Below are 14,005 nucleotides of genomic sequence, written 5' to 3'. Positions count from 1 at the left end.
CCCTGCAAGAGGTATTTTGAAATTAATTACACCAGGTATAACCCGGTTTTTGCAAAATTGTTATGCTGATTTAACCCCTGAAAGCTGATTGAAGCAGGCCGGAATTAAATCTGACAATTTTAAGGATTTTTTACAGAAAATCTGTCTTCATCTGTCCATTAATTGCAATAAAAACAAGGTTTAAATTTAGGTAGCCACGTTTTTGAACAAATTACCGTTGTTGTATTTATAATAAATTAACACAAAATGCATAGTAGGCTGTATATATTACACCACCATTATGAAGTAAATTATGATACTCAATAAGTTAAACGCCGTTTTTTTTACAATACTTACAACGATATCCATAAGCGCCTGCAATCAGCAAAAGGCTAAACCACAGGCAGTATCGGCAGATAGTTCAAAAAGCACGGTCCAGGTAAATGGAAAAAAGGACAGCGTATTGAATAATCCTCAAAAGAAATACGGAATAGCCACCGCCAGCGACCCTTGTGTGAAATGCCTGCTGCAGGTAATACAGGAAAGCAAAAGCTTTAAGGCCAACACTGCCAGCATATCGCCACAGGATGTCAACTACACGGTTAACTGGGTAAAAGCTGCCGACCCAGCCCTAAAGCCAGATACAAGCAACAAAACCAATGCTGTGCGTGTTGATGTTAAAAAAATAGAAGATGGTGAAGATAAAGTGCTATGCTCCTATGTGTATAATAATGTAAACGGCACCATGTACCTCATCAACACCCAAAACAAGCTGGAACATGCAGTATCCAGCATTACACCAGAGTTACTCAAAAAGATACGGAATAGTTGTTATTGGGGAGTAGCGTCGGGAAAGTAGGGTAGATGTGCAGATTTTAGATTACAGATGTGCAGATAAAGGGATTATTTGAGGATTTGAAAATGATCATATTCATTCGGACGAAATCCTGCATCATCTGAAAAATTTGTTTAATCGCGGTTCAGAATACAAAAAAAGCGATGAGTAAAACCCATCGCTAAATATTTTGCTGCAAACTGCCAACTCAAAACTGCCAACTGCTTAAGTGGTATAGCCCAGTATCTTCAATACCTGCTTGCTGTTTTGCTCTTCGCCAAAAACTTCAAAGTTAAATGTCTCGTCGCGGTTGCGGCGGATGATAACGTGTTTTGGTGATGGCAATAAACAGTGGTGGATACCGCCGTAACCGCTTAGTACTTCCTGGTAAGCGCCTGTGTTAAAGAAACCTAAGTATTGCACTTTACGGGTTTTTGGCATAAATACGCTGTTCATGTGCGCTTCCTGGTTGTAGTAGTCCTGGCCGTCACAAGTGATGCCGCCAAGGTTTACGCGCTCGTATTCGCTATCCCAGTTATTTACCGGTAACAGGATGTATTTTTGGTTAAGCGCCCAAACATCGGGCAGGTTGGTAATAAACGAACCATCCAGCATTAACCAGCGCTCACGATCGTTTTGTTGTTTACGGCCCAATACTTTATATAGGATGCCCGATGCTTCGGCAACGGTATATTTACCAAATTCGGTAATAATATCCGGTTCCATGGTATCGTGCTCGGCGCAAATTTCTTTAATACGGCTCACAATCTCGTTAATCATGTACTCGTAATCAAAATCAAACACCAGCGAATCTTTAAACGGCATACCGCCGCCAATATCAAGCGTATCCAGGTGCGGATTGATTTTTTTGAACTTGCAATAAAGCGTTACGTATTTCTCCAGCTCGTTCCAATAATAAGGGGTATCTGAAATACCAGAGTTGATGAAGAAGTGTAACAGTTTAACCTGGAAGTTAGGGTTATCTTCAATTTTGTTGTGGTAAAAATCGATGATATCTTCCATACGCACACCTAAGCGGGAAGTATAAAACTGAGAATCGGGCTGCTCTTCGGCCGCTATACGGATGCCCAGGTTACATGGGGTATCCATCTCAATTTCATCGTCATAAAGGTTAAACTCTTCCTTATTGTCCAATACCGGGATGATGTTTTTAAAGCCATCATGCAGCATATCAATAATATACGTTTTGTATTGGAAAGTTTTAAAACCATTACATATTACGGTAATATCTTTATTAACAGCACCTTTTTTCTCCAGGGCATCAATCATTGGCATATCAAAAGCCGATGATGTTTCCAGGTGGATCTCGTTTTTAAGCGCTTCTTCAACAATGTGCTTAAAATGCGAACTTTTGGTGCAATAACAATATTTATAGCTGCCGCGATAGTTGTTTTTGATAATAGCCTGCTGAAACAACAGCTTGGCCTGCTGGATCTTTTTGGAGATCTGTGGCAGATAAGTAAAGCGTAGGGGGGTACCATACGTTTCAATCATCTCCATTAAATTAAGGTCCTGAAAGTATAGTTCGTCGTCGATGATCTCAAAACCATCTTGCGGGAAACCAACACTTAAATCAAGAAATTCCTGGTAACTCTGCATCCTTAAAAAATTTGGGGCAAAAATGTGATTTTAAAACGGAATAATTGGCTATTTGTTGGGATAAAATTTATGGTTTGAATGTAATTTTAGTATCAAGTAGATAGTATCAAGTATCAAGACAGGAAAAAGCAGCAATCTATGTGCTATTCCGCTCTTGAGGAGGGCGAGGGGGCAGCTATCCTTTAATATGGTGCCGTTGAGCATAGTTGAATGATGCAATAATTATTATTGAACCGGCAAATGCACCTCGGCCATCATACATCTTGCACTTCCGCCACCATTGGTTTCTATAGTGTTGATATCTGCATAAACTAAACTGCCATATTTTTCTAATGTCGTTTTTTGTTGGCTGTTCAAAGCTTCATAGGCATTTTTCGACATCACAATTAAGGTTTCACCTTTATTGTTTTTTACCTCAAGCATATTACCCGCAAAATGGTTCATCTGTTCAAAGCTGATGGTAATGACCTCTTTTTGATTTGATTTAAGCGAATCTAAAACAACTATACGCTCGTGAGGATTAGGGATGCTATCAGCGCAAATAACCGCGAATTTACTGCCCACGCACATCAATACATTGGTATGGTAGATAGCTTTGCCATGCTCATCTGCCGCGTCAAAGCTGATGGCTTTGTAGCCGGCCTGCTCGCAAAATAAATCTAACACCTGTTTATCAGTACGTGGCGACAAGCATGCATATGCAATTTGGTTTTCCCTATCCAGCACCATGCTGCCGGTACCTTCCAAAAAGCGGTCATCAGCCTCAAAGCGGCTCAGGTCAATTACGTGGCCCACTTTAAATTTATCTTCCAGGCCGGTTATAATATCCTCCCGGCGCTCCAGCCTGCGGTTTTCAGCCTGCATGGGGTACAGGAAAATTGTACCATCACCGTGAAATGACACCCAATTATTGGGGAAAATAGAATCGGGGGTGTGGGGCTGCGGCGTGTCGTTTACCACGGTTACCTGTACATCGGCATGTTCTAAAGTTTTAACAAAGCGATCAAACTCGGCAAGGGCTTTATCCTGCACGGCCTGCTGGTCGGCATCCCGATTTTGGAACGCATTACTTTCGGCAGTTTGCTCATTAAAGCCGAAACTTACCGGCCTTATCATAAATATGTTTGATGTTGATTGGGTGTTAGTCATTGGTCAATGGTCATTAGTCATTAGTTTGCTTGTCCGTCGTTGTTTACCAGGCATTGCCATTTTAAAACTATTAAAGTCCAATGACTAATGACCAGTGACCAATGACTACAAAACTTTATCTCTCAAAAGCGGCATACTCATACAATGAAAACCACCGCGGGCACGGGAAAGTTCGGCCGATGGCATTAAAATTAACGTGTCTGTTAAAGTTTTTGGGTCAAGTTCGCCCGATTCAAATTTTTGCAGCAGCTCGTTTACCTTTATAACATCAAAGCCACTTTGTTTAAAAGCTTCAACGGTTTTGTCGTTACGGTCGTAGCCTAAAACTACGCCCTCTTTTAAGGCCAGCAAGTTGCATGAATCTGTCCATTGCTCGCGCGAGTCAAACGGAAATATGTTATTGCCCGAATAGATGAACCTGGTTTTGTCGTCGCTTTGCAGGTCTTTTTCGCTGATACTGGATAACAGGTCTTCAAGGCAATTGAATACTTTTGGTTTCTTGTCTTTCCTGAACTGTACAATCTCCGTCTTGTCTTTTGACTTTTTATCGGCAAACCACGACATTGGCTCCTGCTCTTCCAGCGGCGCCTCGGCCACCGCCAACGAGCGCAGTAGTACCCATGTATTGCGCTTTACCTGGGTAAATACAGTGTCGATGTGCATATAGTCGCGCTTGTGGGGTATTTTTACAATGGTTACCTTTTTTACCACATCGTTATCAAACAGTAGTTTAATAGCCTCATTTGCCCCGCTTATGGAGGTACGCTCGCTGCAGCCAATCAGCAAATGCTGCGGGCTCACCATCATTACATCGCCGCCCTCCAGGGTGGTTTTTTCCTGGTTATCCTCGCCGGGGCGCAAAAAATGCTGCGCTGTTTCCGGAATCTCTAATATGTTATTCTGATAGGCTGCAAACAGCGGGTGATTGAAAAATATATACCGCATCAGCAAAGTTTCGCGAAAACGGGCTTTTTTTGCCGGTTTGTTTAGCAGCATATGGTTGTTTATCGCTATACCCAAATCGCGCGAAAAAATGAGATTGGGAATAGGGGCGAAGATCATTTCATCATCATTCAATGAACCCGAAATGAAGATCTTGGCCAATTCAACAGGGTCTGTATCTATCAATTGTTGCTGCAACCGGTAATTACAACTCTCAATTGCACAAACAGAAGCCACCAGTTTTTTACGGATATCAGGCTGTTGTAAAATATCGGCCAGCAGGGTTTGTATTTCGATAACGTTGTTTGAGGCATGGAAATTGGTATTATCGGGCTTGAAAAATTCACGCTCGTAGTCGCTTTCTACTTGTTGCAGTTTGCCTTTTATTTTATCCGGATCTAAAAAATAGAGTAATAGTTTCACGTAATAATCATACTCGTTACGGCGCATGGTATCCAGGTGCACAATATCTTCAAATAACCAATCCTGCGCTTTGGATGGTACAACTTTGCCAAGGCCGCTATCGGGGCTGTGAATGAGCAGGGTACGCAGGGTAMCAATTTCGGAGGTTACATCTATTTTAAAATCGGAATTTTTAACTGTCATAAATGGAAATGATGGAACACAAATCTATCAGAAAATAAATGAGAAAATGAACGGCACAAGAAAATTGAAACGCCCTGAACAAAGATTCTTTTAAATATTGATTATATTTGAATATGGATTTGAAGGAAGAAATAGCGTTTGATGATCTATTGCAGGCAGTGCAGGCATTGTCCGAAGACAAACGCGCAATTTTGAAGGAAGAACTTAGTAAGCCAACGGCCCAAACAGGTATAAAGAAAAAGAAATTGTCAGAAGATAAACTCACCGACTTTCAGAAATTCCTTTTAAATGGACCGGTAATGACCGACGAACATTATGCAGTTTTTAAGGAAACACAAAAACAATTGAATAGTTGGACAAGAAAGTGATTTTATTAGATACATCCGTGCTGATAGATTACTTCAGAAAAAAAGACAAGACTAAGACTTTATGGTTTGAGTTATCGGAAAAAGCGAAATCCTTCGCTGTATCTACGATAACGCAATATGAAATTTATAGTGGCGCTCCTGCCAATCAAATAGAAATGTGGGATGAGTTTTTTAAACCATTAACTATTTTACCTTTTGATTCTAAGGCGGCTTTGATCAGTGCTAAAATTAAGGGCGAATTAAAGCAGATTAATAAACAAATTGGAGCCGAGGATTTATTCATTGCTGCCACAGCGATAAGCAAAAACATTCCTTGTGCCACGTTAAATAAAAAACATTTCGAGCGTGTTAGCGACTTACAGCTTATAAATTAGCACTCCTTTACTTAATCTCCCCAATTTAATTAATTTTGCTGCATGGATTTTATTATTGAAGCGGCCGTTAAAGCCATTAAACATTTGTACCAAACAGATGTAGCCCCGGCCGCTATAAGCTTACAGGAAACCCGTAAAGAATTTGAGGGACAAATTACCATAGTCACATTTCCGTTCACCAAATTTTCCCGAAAAGGCCCCGAACAAACCGGTACCGAGATAGGCGAGTACCTTAAAAATGAGTTAAAAGAAGTTGCCGCTTTCAACGTGGTTAAAGGGTTTTTAAATATTTCGTTAAGTGACGAATATTGGATTGGCCAGCTATATAACCAGATATTACCCGATAATTTTGCTGTGGCTAAGTCTAACGGTCAAAAGGTAATGGTTGAATATTCATCGCCAAATACCAATAAGCCGTTGCACCTGGGCCATATCCGTAATAATCTTTTAGGTTTTTCGGTGGCGCAAATTCTGGCAGCTGCCGGGTACGATGTTGTGAAGGCAAACCTGGTGAACGATCGTGGTATCCACATCTGTAAATCTATGCTGGCATGGCAAATGTTTGGCAACGGCGAAACGCCTGAGTCATCCGGCTTAAAAGGCGACCATTTGGTGGGCAAATATTATGTGTTGTTTGATAAGGAACTGAGAAAACAATTGGTACCTATCCTGGAACGCGTTTACGAGGAAAACGATCTGACGCTATTTAATGATAACCAAAAAGAGAAAATACAGGCGCTGCTGATTAGTATTGATAAACTAAAATCAAAAAAATACGCTACACCCGAAGACGAAACCAAACTTATTGGTGAGTTAACAGATAAAATTGGCACCGAGGAAGACAAGATCAAAGAGATAGCAAAAAATGTTACCTCGCTGATGGTTGAAACCCAGCAGATGCTCCAGAAATGGGAAGCCGGGAACACTGAAGTTCTCGACCTTTGGAAAACCATGAATAGCTGGGTTTACGCAGGCTTTGCCGAAACTTATAAGCAATTGGGCGTTGATTTTGACAAGTATTACTACGAATCGAACACCTATCTGTTAGGTAAAGATATTATTGATGAGGGTCTTGAAAAAGGTGTTTTCTTTAAAAAGCCGGATGGTTCGGTTTGGATAGACCTGACTACCGATGGGCTGGATGAAAAACTGGTTTTACGCGGAGACGGAACGTCGGTTTACATTACCCAGGATCTAGGTACTGCTCAATTGAAATATAACGACTTCCACATGGATAAATCCATTTATGTGGTAGGTAACGAACAGGATTATCACTTTAAAGTACTTTTCCTGATCCTGAACAAATTAGGCAAAGCCGGTGCTGATGGGCTGTTCCACCTGTCGTATGGTATGGTCGATCTACCATCTGGTAAAATGAAATCTCGCGAGGGTACGGTAGTTGATGCCGATGACCTGATGGCCGAAATGGATGCTACAGCAAAAGAACAAACCGATGCCATGGGCAAGGTAGATAGCTTTAGCGACGAATACAAACAACAATTGTATCACACCATAGGTATGGGGGCCTTAAAATATTTCCTGCTTAAGGTTGATCCTAAAAAACGTTTGTTGTTCGATCCGAATGAATCGGTAGATTTTCAGGGCCATACAGGGCCTTTTATTCAGTACACACATGCCCGTATCAGGTCGGTATTAAGCCGCGCAGAATACCAGGTTAACAGCACAATTGAAACAACAGCCTTAGATACGGTAGAACGTGACCTGATTGTTTTATTAACCCAGTTCCCTACGGTAATAGCAGATGCCGCCAATAGCTATAGCCCTGCAATTATTGCAAACTATGTTTACGAATTGGCAAAGACTTACAACAAGTTTTACCACGAAAAATCGATACTACAGGCAGAAAACGATGTGCTGAAACAATTTAGATTGGAACTATCCGCTTCGTCGGCCAAAGTAATAAGCAAAGGAATGGCTTTGTTAGGAATAGATGTACCAGAGAGAATGTAAAGCCCCTGGCTCCTGAATAGGGAGTTTAAAAGCAAAACGCATAGTCATTTGGTTGACTATGCGTTTTGCTTTTAAAACTATTGTTCCCCCTTTAGGGGCTTAGGGGGCTTCGCTTACCTCCAATAACCCCTATGCCATGCATAGCCATGGCGAACGGGATGCCAGTAGCCTTGTACATATACACGATTGGCACGCGGCCTTGCGTAGTAGCCGTTTACATAAACATAGCTGCCTCCACGCCAGGCCCATTCGCCAGGCACCCAATAAGCGCCGGGGTAGGGTGCCGCCGGGCGTACATATACAGGTTCGGCAGGGCGTTCGGCTACATAATAATCTGCTGCGCAGGATGTAAATAGTGATGCTGATAAGGCTAATACTAATCCGGTTTTCGCAATTGTTTTCATCTGTAAAATGTTTAATAGTTACTTACAGATGTTTGACAGTCTCTGAGATTATTGGTTTAATGAGGATTTGGTGAACTTGTTTGCTACTACGAACTCTTTACTGCCCGCTGTATATTTATAAAATCCACCTCCGGTTTTTATGCCGCGGTGGCCGGCTGTAACCATATTTACCAGCAGGGGGCAAGGGGCATATTTTTGATTGCCGAAGCCATCGTGCAGTACTTTTAAAATGGCCAGGCAAACATCCAACCCAATAAAGTCGGCCAACTGTAACGGGCCCATGGGGTGCGCCATGCCTAATTTCATAACGGTATCTATTTCCAGCACTCCCGCTACACCTTCGTATAGGGTGTAAATGGCTTCGTTAATCATTGGCATTAAAATGCGGTTGGCAACAAAACCGGGGTAGTCGTTTACTTCCACAGGCTCTTTATCCAGCGTTTGGGCCAGTTGCATAATGGTTTGAGTAACCGAATCTGCTGTAGAATAGCCCCTGATTACTTCCACCAGCTTCATTAGCGGTACCGGGTTCATAAAATGCATGCCAATTACATTGCCGGGATTTTTGGTGGCAGCCGCAATTTCGGTTATTGATATAGATGATGTGTTGGAGGTGAGAATAACCTCGTCCGAACAAATTTCGCTTAGTTGCTTAAATAACTTGAGTTTAATTTCCCGGTTTTCGGTAGCGGCTTCAATAACCAAGTCGGCGGTTGCAGCCCCCTCTTTCAGATCGGTATAAGTTTTGATCCGGCTTAGCGTGTTTGTTTTACCATGCTCATCTATACTGCCTTTTTTTAGTTGCCTGTCAAGGTTATTGGTAATTGTCTGCACAGCTTTTGCCAGGGCATCAGCATTGATGTCAACCAACGCTACCTCAAAACCATATTGCGCAAAGGTGTGGGCTATGCCATTACCCATCGTTCCGGATCCAATAACGGTTATGTTTTTCATCATTTATCAGTTTATACAATTACTAAATTGATTCAAATTATTGGTTTTGCAAAACGTCACCAAGCTATTATAGGCTAATAAGAGCTCCGGCATCTGTAACTGCCTTCCTGGTTAGGTTTTCAAAAGTGGGTATGGTGCCCAATTCCGGCAGATTGGAATAATTTAGAATATAGCTTTTGGAATATATATCCTTAGCACCGTTAAATATTATACCCATAACCTCTATGTTGTATTTTTTGAGCGCGTGTATGGATAACAAGGTATGATTAATGCTCCCCAAGTAATGCTGCGATACCAGGACCACTTTTGGGTTAAGTTGTTTAATCAGGTCAATCATCAAAAAATTATCATTCAACGGTACCATCAGGCCACCCGCGCCTTCAATCACCAGCTGGTTATCTGTTTTAGGTAAGAGGATGTTTTCCATGTCGATACTAACCTTATCAATTGCGGCTGATTTATGAGGAGAAAATGGCTGTGTTAACCGATACGCTTCGGGATGAAATTTTGTGGCGGGATTGGAAACCAGGCTTTGTACTTTCATGGTATCACTATTATCCAAATCGCCGGATTGGATAGGTTTCCAATAATCGGCTTTTAATTTTTCGGTCACAATTGCCGATATTATAGTTTTGCCAATACCGGTGCCAATGCCGGTAATAAAAATGGGTTGTTTAGCGGGCATTAATAAAATTATTTACTGTATTACACAGCAAAGCTAATTCATTTAAGGTATTAAAACTATGCAGGCATATTCTTATACGTTCTGTTCCGGCGGCGACCGTTGGGCTTAAAATGGGCCGTACATTTAAACCGGCTGACTGTAAGGTGTTTGCTATCAGGCGGGCTGTGTCATTGTTTTTTAAAATAATACATTGGATAGCGCTATCGCTTTTCAATAAAGGATAATCGCTATTGAAGTAAATATGGTTTTTAAAATATGCGATGTTGTTTTTTAGGTTGATAATTTCCTCTTCGGCATTATTTAAAAGGTGATAAGCCATTTTTATCGAAGCCAAGTGATGAAAGGAGGGTGCCGTGCTATAAATAAATGACCTGGCAAAGTTTACGAGGTATTCTTTAAGCACCTTGCTGCCCAGCACAATAGCCCCGTGACTGCCAAGTGCCTTACCAAAAGTGAAAACCGTGGCGAATACGCGGTTTTGTAGGCCAAGTTGGTTTGTTAAGCCTTTTTTGTACAAGCCCAATGCATGGGCTTCATCAACAATTAAATACGCACCGTACTTTTCTGTCATATCAGCGATATCTTTTATTGGAGCCGAATCACCGTCCATCGAGTATATGCTTTCTACAACCACATAACAATTGCCTTTAGATGCCTTTAATTTGGCCTCCAGGCTTTCGATGCTGTTATGTTTGAAGCTATACCGGTTGGCGTTACTTAGCCTTGCACCGTCGATTGCAGAGGCATGTATTAATTCATCAAGAATGATGGTATCGCCGCGCTGCGCAAGGGACGAGAGCAGGCCGAGGTTGGCGTCGTAGCCTGAGTTAAATAGTAAGCCTGCTTCAAATCCATGAAATGCGGCAATTTCCTGTTCCAGATCTTCGGCATATTGCGAATTTCCTGAAAGCAGCCTTGAGCCGGTTGAGCCGTTTAGGCTCAATGGATGACTATTCAATTCGGTTTTAACATCTTCTTTTAATACTATCGACCGGGCAAAACCCAGGTAATCGTTTGAACAAAAATCGACAAGGCTGTTTTCTGGTTTCAGGCTGCGATGTATGCCAAATTCCTTTCGCGCGTCAAGTTTTTTTTTCAGGTATTCGCTGGCTGATGTCAATTTACGGGATGCTTTATTAAAGTATATCTAATGCGGAGCTTTTGCTTTACCATGCAAAAATAAAAAAAGCGGCTCATCGCCGCTTCTTTTGTAGTATTATATTGAATTAGTTTTGGGAACCACCTCCTCCGCCGCCACCTTGTCTCATCCTATCCATCATGTCCTTTTGCACCTTGTCAAAAGCAGTAGCTTGATCTGGCGTTAAAATAGCTTTCACTTTATCGTTAGTTGCTTTTCTCATCGGCATCATGGCGCTACGCATTGCATCCCTGTCGCCATTGGCGGCAGTTCTCACGCTGTCCATTTTTGCAGCCTGCTCTTTATAAATGGCTGTAACTTTAGCGGTTTGATCATCAGTTAATTTTAACTGTGTCTGTAAATCTTTAGCCCGGTCTTCGGGGCTCTTCCTCATACCTCCACCTTGTGCATGGCTTACTGCTGCAATCCCCATCAGGAAACAGCACATCAACAGAAATTTTTTCATAGCTCTTTTAATTTATTTACGTTTTAATCTTAAGATAAAGATATAACGTAAAGGTTTAAGAAAGCCGATGTAACTTAATTGTTGCTTTGCTGTAGGTTGGATATCGAACGCTGCATCTGGGCCATCATATTGGTAAGGCTTTCCATAGTCGGTTCGGGTGTTGGCTGTGGTAACTGTGTTGATATATAGCCTTTTGCCTTCCAGATTTCCAGCACATCTTCTCCGTTTATTTCATACGGCTCATATACCGGGTTATCAGACATCAGCTTTAGCTTTTTATTGTCTTTGAATTTGTTACCTATCCTTTTATATACAACGCCGTCATCTTTTGATATTACCACGTAAGTTTCGCCGGGTTTTACATCGGCCCAGTTTTCAAGGTACTCGGCAATAATGATATCACCCGATACTATAGGCAACATCGAATCGCCTTTTATTTCAAAAGCACGGTAGGTGCCTTGTTTAAACATGGGTAAGTAAAACTTAGGCAGCTTGGCCACATATTCAGGGTCGGCATAGCCATTTAAGTAGCCGGCACTGGCCTTAAGTGGCACCATTTCAATGTTTTCGTTGTCCTCTTTATCAACAGAAATACTCAGCACGCGTAGGTTTGCGGGGTTACCTTTTGGCTTTGGCGCCCACTTTTCATTAATGGTTTCATTAATAAAGTCATCAATACTAATGTCAAAGTAAATTGCTAACTGTTTTAGTAATTCATATTTCGGCTCGGCACGCTCTTCTTCATAAGCGCCTACCAATGAGCGTTTTATACCTACTTCATCAGCGAATTGCTGTTGGGTAATTCCCTTCTTTTTGCGAAKGAATTTAATATTTTGTGAAATTATTGAYATAAAATTTGCATTTGCTAAATTTATTAGTAATTTTATGCTCATAAAGTTAGTAATATTTATTCGTTCACCAAATTTTTTATCAAAAAATGAAACGTTTTGTATATATCATCACCGACAGAAACAGGAAAAACCTTCATGTAGGCTTATGCTCAGACCTGGTAAAAACGCTGCAGTTTTACAGCGATATGCCAACTTTGTTTTTTGATAGCGCGCAGCAGCTTAATCGTTTAGTGTATTTTGAGGAAATTAATACCGAAGAGCAGGCTATGGAACGTTTTAAAACTGTAAGCACCTATACAAGGCCTCAAAAAGAGAAAATGATCAGACCTGTTAACCCTGATTGGGTAGATCTGACCATTGGATTAAAATATGAAAKCGGCATACGTACAAGGCCTCAATTGCGCCCGTCTGTAAACGCTAACAGGCGCGCTATTACTTTTTAATAAATTTTAAAGCGCCCGAATTCATGCAATACCTTTTGCCACCGCGATCGGCAGGGCCATCATCAAAAACGTGGCCAAGGTGCAATCCGGTACTTTTTTCTATTACCTCATCACGGCTCACACCGTAGCTGTTGTCGGTAACAATGGCAACTTTTTTGGGGTCGACAGCTTTTACAAAGCTTGGCCACCCTGTGCCGCTATCAAACTTGTCCTCGGAGCTGAATAATACTTCGCCCGTGGCGGCGCTTACGTAAACACCCTTCTCGTGGTTATTCCAATAATCATTTTTATAGGGAGGTTCGGTACCACTTTCAACCATAATGTAGTATTGGTTAGGGGTAAGTGTTTTTTTCCACTCTGCCGCCGGTTTACTTAGCTTATGTTTAGCCTGGCCATTACTGCTCTGGCAGCCAAAAGCTGTTATAACGCTTAATATAGCTATGGCAAAAATTGATTTTCTCATTACGTTATTCATTTCGTGTTTTTTGAACTATGATTTACCTCTTTAGTCGTAAAAGCGGATTTATCCTTACAACTAATTATAATTAAAATACKCAAATGCATTTTAAGCGGTTTGTCATCGCATAGTACAATTTAAATAACTTTTGCCTTAGGTAGCAATACTTTGGTTACCACATGCAACATGCCGTTATTTTGCTCTATATCAAAACGATTAATGATGCTTTCCCCGCCATTTTCATCAATCAATACTATATTGCGGTTGGCATCAATTTTGGCGTTTAGCTTATTACCAGTAAGCGTAGTAAATGTAGCCATACCTTTATTTTTGTTAATCTGCTTTTCAATATCCTTTGCCTTTAGCCAACCCGGTATAGCGTGGTAACTCAAAATACGGGTGAGTTCCCAAAAGTGTGATGGTTTCATTAACGAATCAAGTCTTCCGCCAGGTAAATTCTGAAAAGCGCCGTTAACAGGAACAAATATGGTAATGGGACCGCGGCTTTGAAACGTAAGCGCCAGGTTGGCGGTTTTAAGAAAGTTATAAAACACAGATAAGTCCTGGGATAACGCCAGGTTTTTGACGATATCGTTTGCCGGTAACATACCATCGCCTGCAACAACTTTTAGCGGGCCAATTGCTTTAGGGTTTACAGCCTTTGTTTGTGCAAATAATGTGGAACCTAATAAAAGCAAAGCAGCAAGTAATATCAAATTTTTCATAGTGGGTTGGTTACAGGTATAACAATCAAACAGTTAAC

At 41.3% G+C, this 14,005-nt stretch carries 16 protein-coding genes; 5 read left to right on the top strand and 11 right to left on the bottom strand.

What is annotated here, in order from left to right:
* The first annotated feature begins 292 nt into the window (after window positions 1-292).
* A complete protein-coding gene (locus tag AC1DV1_RS18090) occupies window positions 293-838 on the top strand; it encodes a hypothetical protein (protein WP_477361723.1) in 546 nt (181 codons plus the stop codon).
* A 201-nt stretch (window positions 839-1,039) separates the two neighbouring features.
* Here AC1DV1_RS18090 and AC1DV1_RS18085 read toward each other — a convergent pair whose 3' ends face one another.
* The 3 genes from AC1DV1_RS18085 to AC1DV1_RS18075 form a co-directional block, all read right to left on the bottom strand.
* Window positions 1,040-2,434: an arginine decarboxylase gene (locus AC1DV1_RS18085; protein ID WP_090650569.1), complete on the bottom strand. Its 1,395-nt coding sequence runs from the start codon at window positions 2,432-2,434 to the stop codon at window positions 1,040-1,042.
* 225 nt (window positions 2,435-2,659) lie between these two features.
* Window positions 2,660-3,583 carry a citrulline utilization hydrolase CtlX gene (ctlX, locus tag AC1DV1_RS18080; protein ID WP_477361721.1) on the bottom strand — a complete coding sequence of 308 codons (924 nt, stop codon included), beginning with the start codon at window positions 3,581-3,583 and terminating at the stop codon, window positions 2,660-2,662.
* 105 nt (window positions 3,584-3,688) lie between these two features.
* Window positions 3,689-5,131 carry an arginine deiminase family protein gene (locus tag AC1DV1_RS18075; RefSeq protein ID WP_477361719.1) on the bottom strand — a complete coding sequence of 481 codons (1,443 nt, stop codon included), beginning with the start codon at window positions 5,129-5,131 and terminating at the stop codon, window positions 3,689-3,691.
* 113 nt (window positions 5,132-5,244) lie between these two features.
* Here AC1DV1_RS18075 and AC1DV1_RS18070 point away from each other — a divergent pair, with 113 nt between their 5' ends.
* The 3 genes from AC1DV1_RS18070 to argS are packed head-to-tail and all read left to right on the top strand — an operon-like array spanning window position 5,245 to window position 7,844.
* Window positions 5,245-5,499, top strand: a complete 255-nt coding sequence (locus AC1DV1_RS18070; protein ID WP_477361717.1) for a hypothetical protein — start codon at window positions 5,245-5,247, stop codon at window positions 5,497-5,499.
* Window positions 5,484-5,873 (top strand): type II toxin-antitoxin system VapC family toxin, encoded by a 390-nt coding sequence (locus tag AC1DV1_RS18065; RefSeq protein ID WP_477361715.1) that lies wholly within the window; start codon window positions 5,484-5,486, stop codon window positions 5,871-5,873. The genes AC1DV1_RS18070 and AC1DV1_RS18065 overlap by 16 nt, the downstream gene beginning before the upstream one ends.
* Before the next feature lie 42 nt (window positions 5,874-5,915).
* Complete coding sequence (gene argS / locus AC1DV1_RS18060; RefSeq protein WP_477361713.1) at window positions 5,916-7,844, top strand: arginine--tRNA ligase; 1,929 nt, start codon at window positions 5,916-5,918, stop codon at window positions 7,842-7,844.
* A 113-nt stretch (window positions 7,845-7,957) separates the two neighbouring features.
* Here argS and AC1DV1_RS18055 read toward each other — a convergent pair whose 3' ends face one another.
* From AC1DV1_RS18055 to AC1DV1_RS18030, 6 genes are all read right to left on the bottom strand, one after another.
* Window positions 7,958-8,248: a hypothetical protein gene (locus AC1DV1_RS18055; RefSeq protein WP_477361711.1), complete on the bottom strand. Its 291-nt coding sequence runs from the start codon at window positions 8,246-8,248 to the stop codon at window positions 7,958-7,960.
* Window positions 8,249-8,296: 48 nt separating this feature from the next.
* Window positions 8,297-9,205: a 3-hydroxyacyl-CoA dehydrogenase family protein gene (locus AC1DV1_RS18050; protein WP_477361709.1), complete on the bottom strand. Its 909-nt coding sequence runs from the start codon at window positions 9,203-9,205 to the stop codon at window positions 8,297-8,299.
* Window positions 9,206-9,269: 64 nt separating this feature from the next.
* Window positions 9,270-9,887, bottom strand: a complete 618-nt coding sequence (bioD, locus tag AC1DV1_RS18045; RefSeq protein ID WP_477361707.1) for a dethiobiotin synthase — start codon at window positions 9,885-9,887, stop codon at window positions 9,270-9,272.
* Complete coding sequence (locus AC1DV1_RS18040) at window positions 9,877-11,007, bottom strand: aminotransferase class I/II-fold pyridoxal phosphate-dependent enzyme (protein ID WP_477361705.1); 1,131 nt, start codon at window positions 11,005-11,007, stop codon at window positions 9,877-9,879. The genes bioD and AC1DV1_RS18040 overlap by 11 nt, the downstream gene beginning before the upstream one ends.
* Window positions 11,008-11,113: 106 nt before the next feature.
* On the bottom strand, window positions 11,114-11,491 hold the full coding sequence (locus tag AC1DV1_RS18035; protein WP_477361703.1) for a hypothetical protein: 378 nt from the start codon (window positions 11,489-11,491) through the stop codon (window positions 11,114-11,116).
* Between the two features lie 74 nt (window positions 11,492-11,565).
* The gene (locus AC1DV1_RS18030; RefSeq protein ID WP_477361816.1) at window positions 11,566-12,342 is read right to left on the bottom strand and encodes an XRE family transcriptional regulator; all 777 of its coding nucleotides are present in this window, start codon (window positions 12,340-12,342) and stop codon (window positions 11,566-11,568) included.
* A gap of 86 nt (window positions 12,343-12,428) precedes the next feature.
* Here AC1DV1_RS18030 and AC1DV1_RS18025 point away from each other — a divergent pair, with 86 nt between their 5' ends.
* Window positions 12,429-12,785 carry a GIY-YIG nuclease family protein gene (locus AC1DV1_RS18025; RefSeq protein ID WP_477361701.1) on the top strand — a complete coding sequence of 119 codons (357 nt, stop codon included), beginning with the start codon at window positions 12,429-12,431 and terminating at the stop codon, window positions 12,783-12,785.
* Here the strand turns inward: AC1DV1_RS18025 and msrB are convergent.
* A complete protein-coding gene (gene msrB, locus AC1DV1_RS18020; protein WP_477361699.1) occupies window positions 12,775-13,248 on the bottom strand; it encodes a peptide-methionine (R)-S-oxide reductase MsrB in 474 nt (157 codons plus the stop codon). The two genes, AC1DV1_RS18025 and msrB, sit on opposite strands and share 11 nt — an antisense overlap.
* A gap of 131 nt (window positions 13,249-13,379) precedes the next feature.
* On the bottom strand, window positions 13,380-13,967 hold the full coding sequence (locus AC1DV1_RS18015) for a fasciclin domain-containing protein (RefSeq protein ID WP_477361697.1): 588 nt from the start codon (window positions 13,965-13,967) through the stop codon (window positions 13,380-13,382).
* Window positions 13,968-14,005 lie beyond the last annotated feature (38 nt).

It is taken from the genome of Mucilaginibacter sp. P4_D1, from assembly GCF_056401935.1.
The sequence above is the reverse complement of the archived record's forward strand: the minus strand, read 5'-3'. Positions and strand labels throughout refer to the sequence as shown.

Bases quoted from the DNA above. Each gene is read 5' to 3' on its own strand.
- AC1DV1_RS18090 (WP_477361723.1), top strand. From the start codon at position 293: ATGATACTCAATAAGTTAAACGCCGTTTTTTTTACAATACTTACAACG.
- AC1DV1_RS18085 (WP_090650569.1), bottom strand. From the start codon at position 2,434: ATGCAGAGTTACCAGGAATTTCTTGATTTAAGTGTTGGTTTCCCGCAA.
- ctlX (WP_477361721.1), bottom strand. From the start codon at position 3,583: ATGACTAACACCCAATCAACATCAAACATATTTATGATAAGGCCGGTA.
- AC1DV1_RS18070 (WP_477361717.1), top strand. From the start codon at position 5,245: ATGGATTTGAAGGAAGAAATAGCGTTTGATGATCTATTGCAGGCAGTG.
- argS (WP_477361713.1), top strand. From the start codon at position 5,916: ATGGATTTTATTATTGAAGCGGCCGTTAAAGCCATTAAACATTTGTAC.
- AC1DV1_RS18055 (WP_477361711.1), bottom strand. From the start codon at position 8,248: ATGAAAACAATTGCGAAAACCGGATTAGTATTAGCCTTATCAGCATCA.
- AC1DV1_RS18050 (WP_477361709.1), bottom strand. From the start codon at position 9,205: ATGATGAAAAACATAACCGTTATTGGATCCGGAACGATGGGTAATGGC.
- bioD (WP_477361707.1), bottom strand. From the start codon at position 9,887: ATGCCCGCTAAACAACCCATTTTTATTACCGGCATTGGCACCGGTATT.
- AC1DV1_RS18035 (WP_477361703.1), bottom strand. From the start codon at position 11,491: ATGAAAAAATTTCTGTTGATGTGCTGTTTCCTGATGGGGATTGCAGCA.
- msrB (WP_477361699.1), bottom strand. From the start codon at position 13,248: ATGAGAAAATCAATTTTTGCCATAGCTATATTAAGCGTTATAACAGCT.
- AC1DV1_RS18015 (WP_477361697.1), bottom strand. From the start codon at position 13,967: ATGAAAAATTTGATATTACTTGCTGCTTTGCTTTTATTAGGTTCCACA.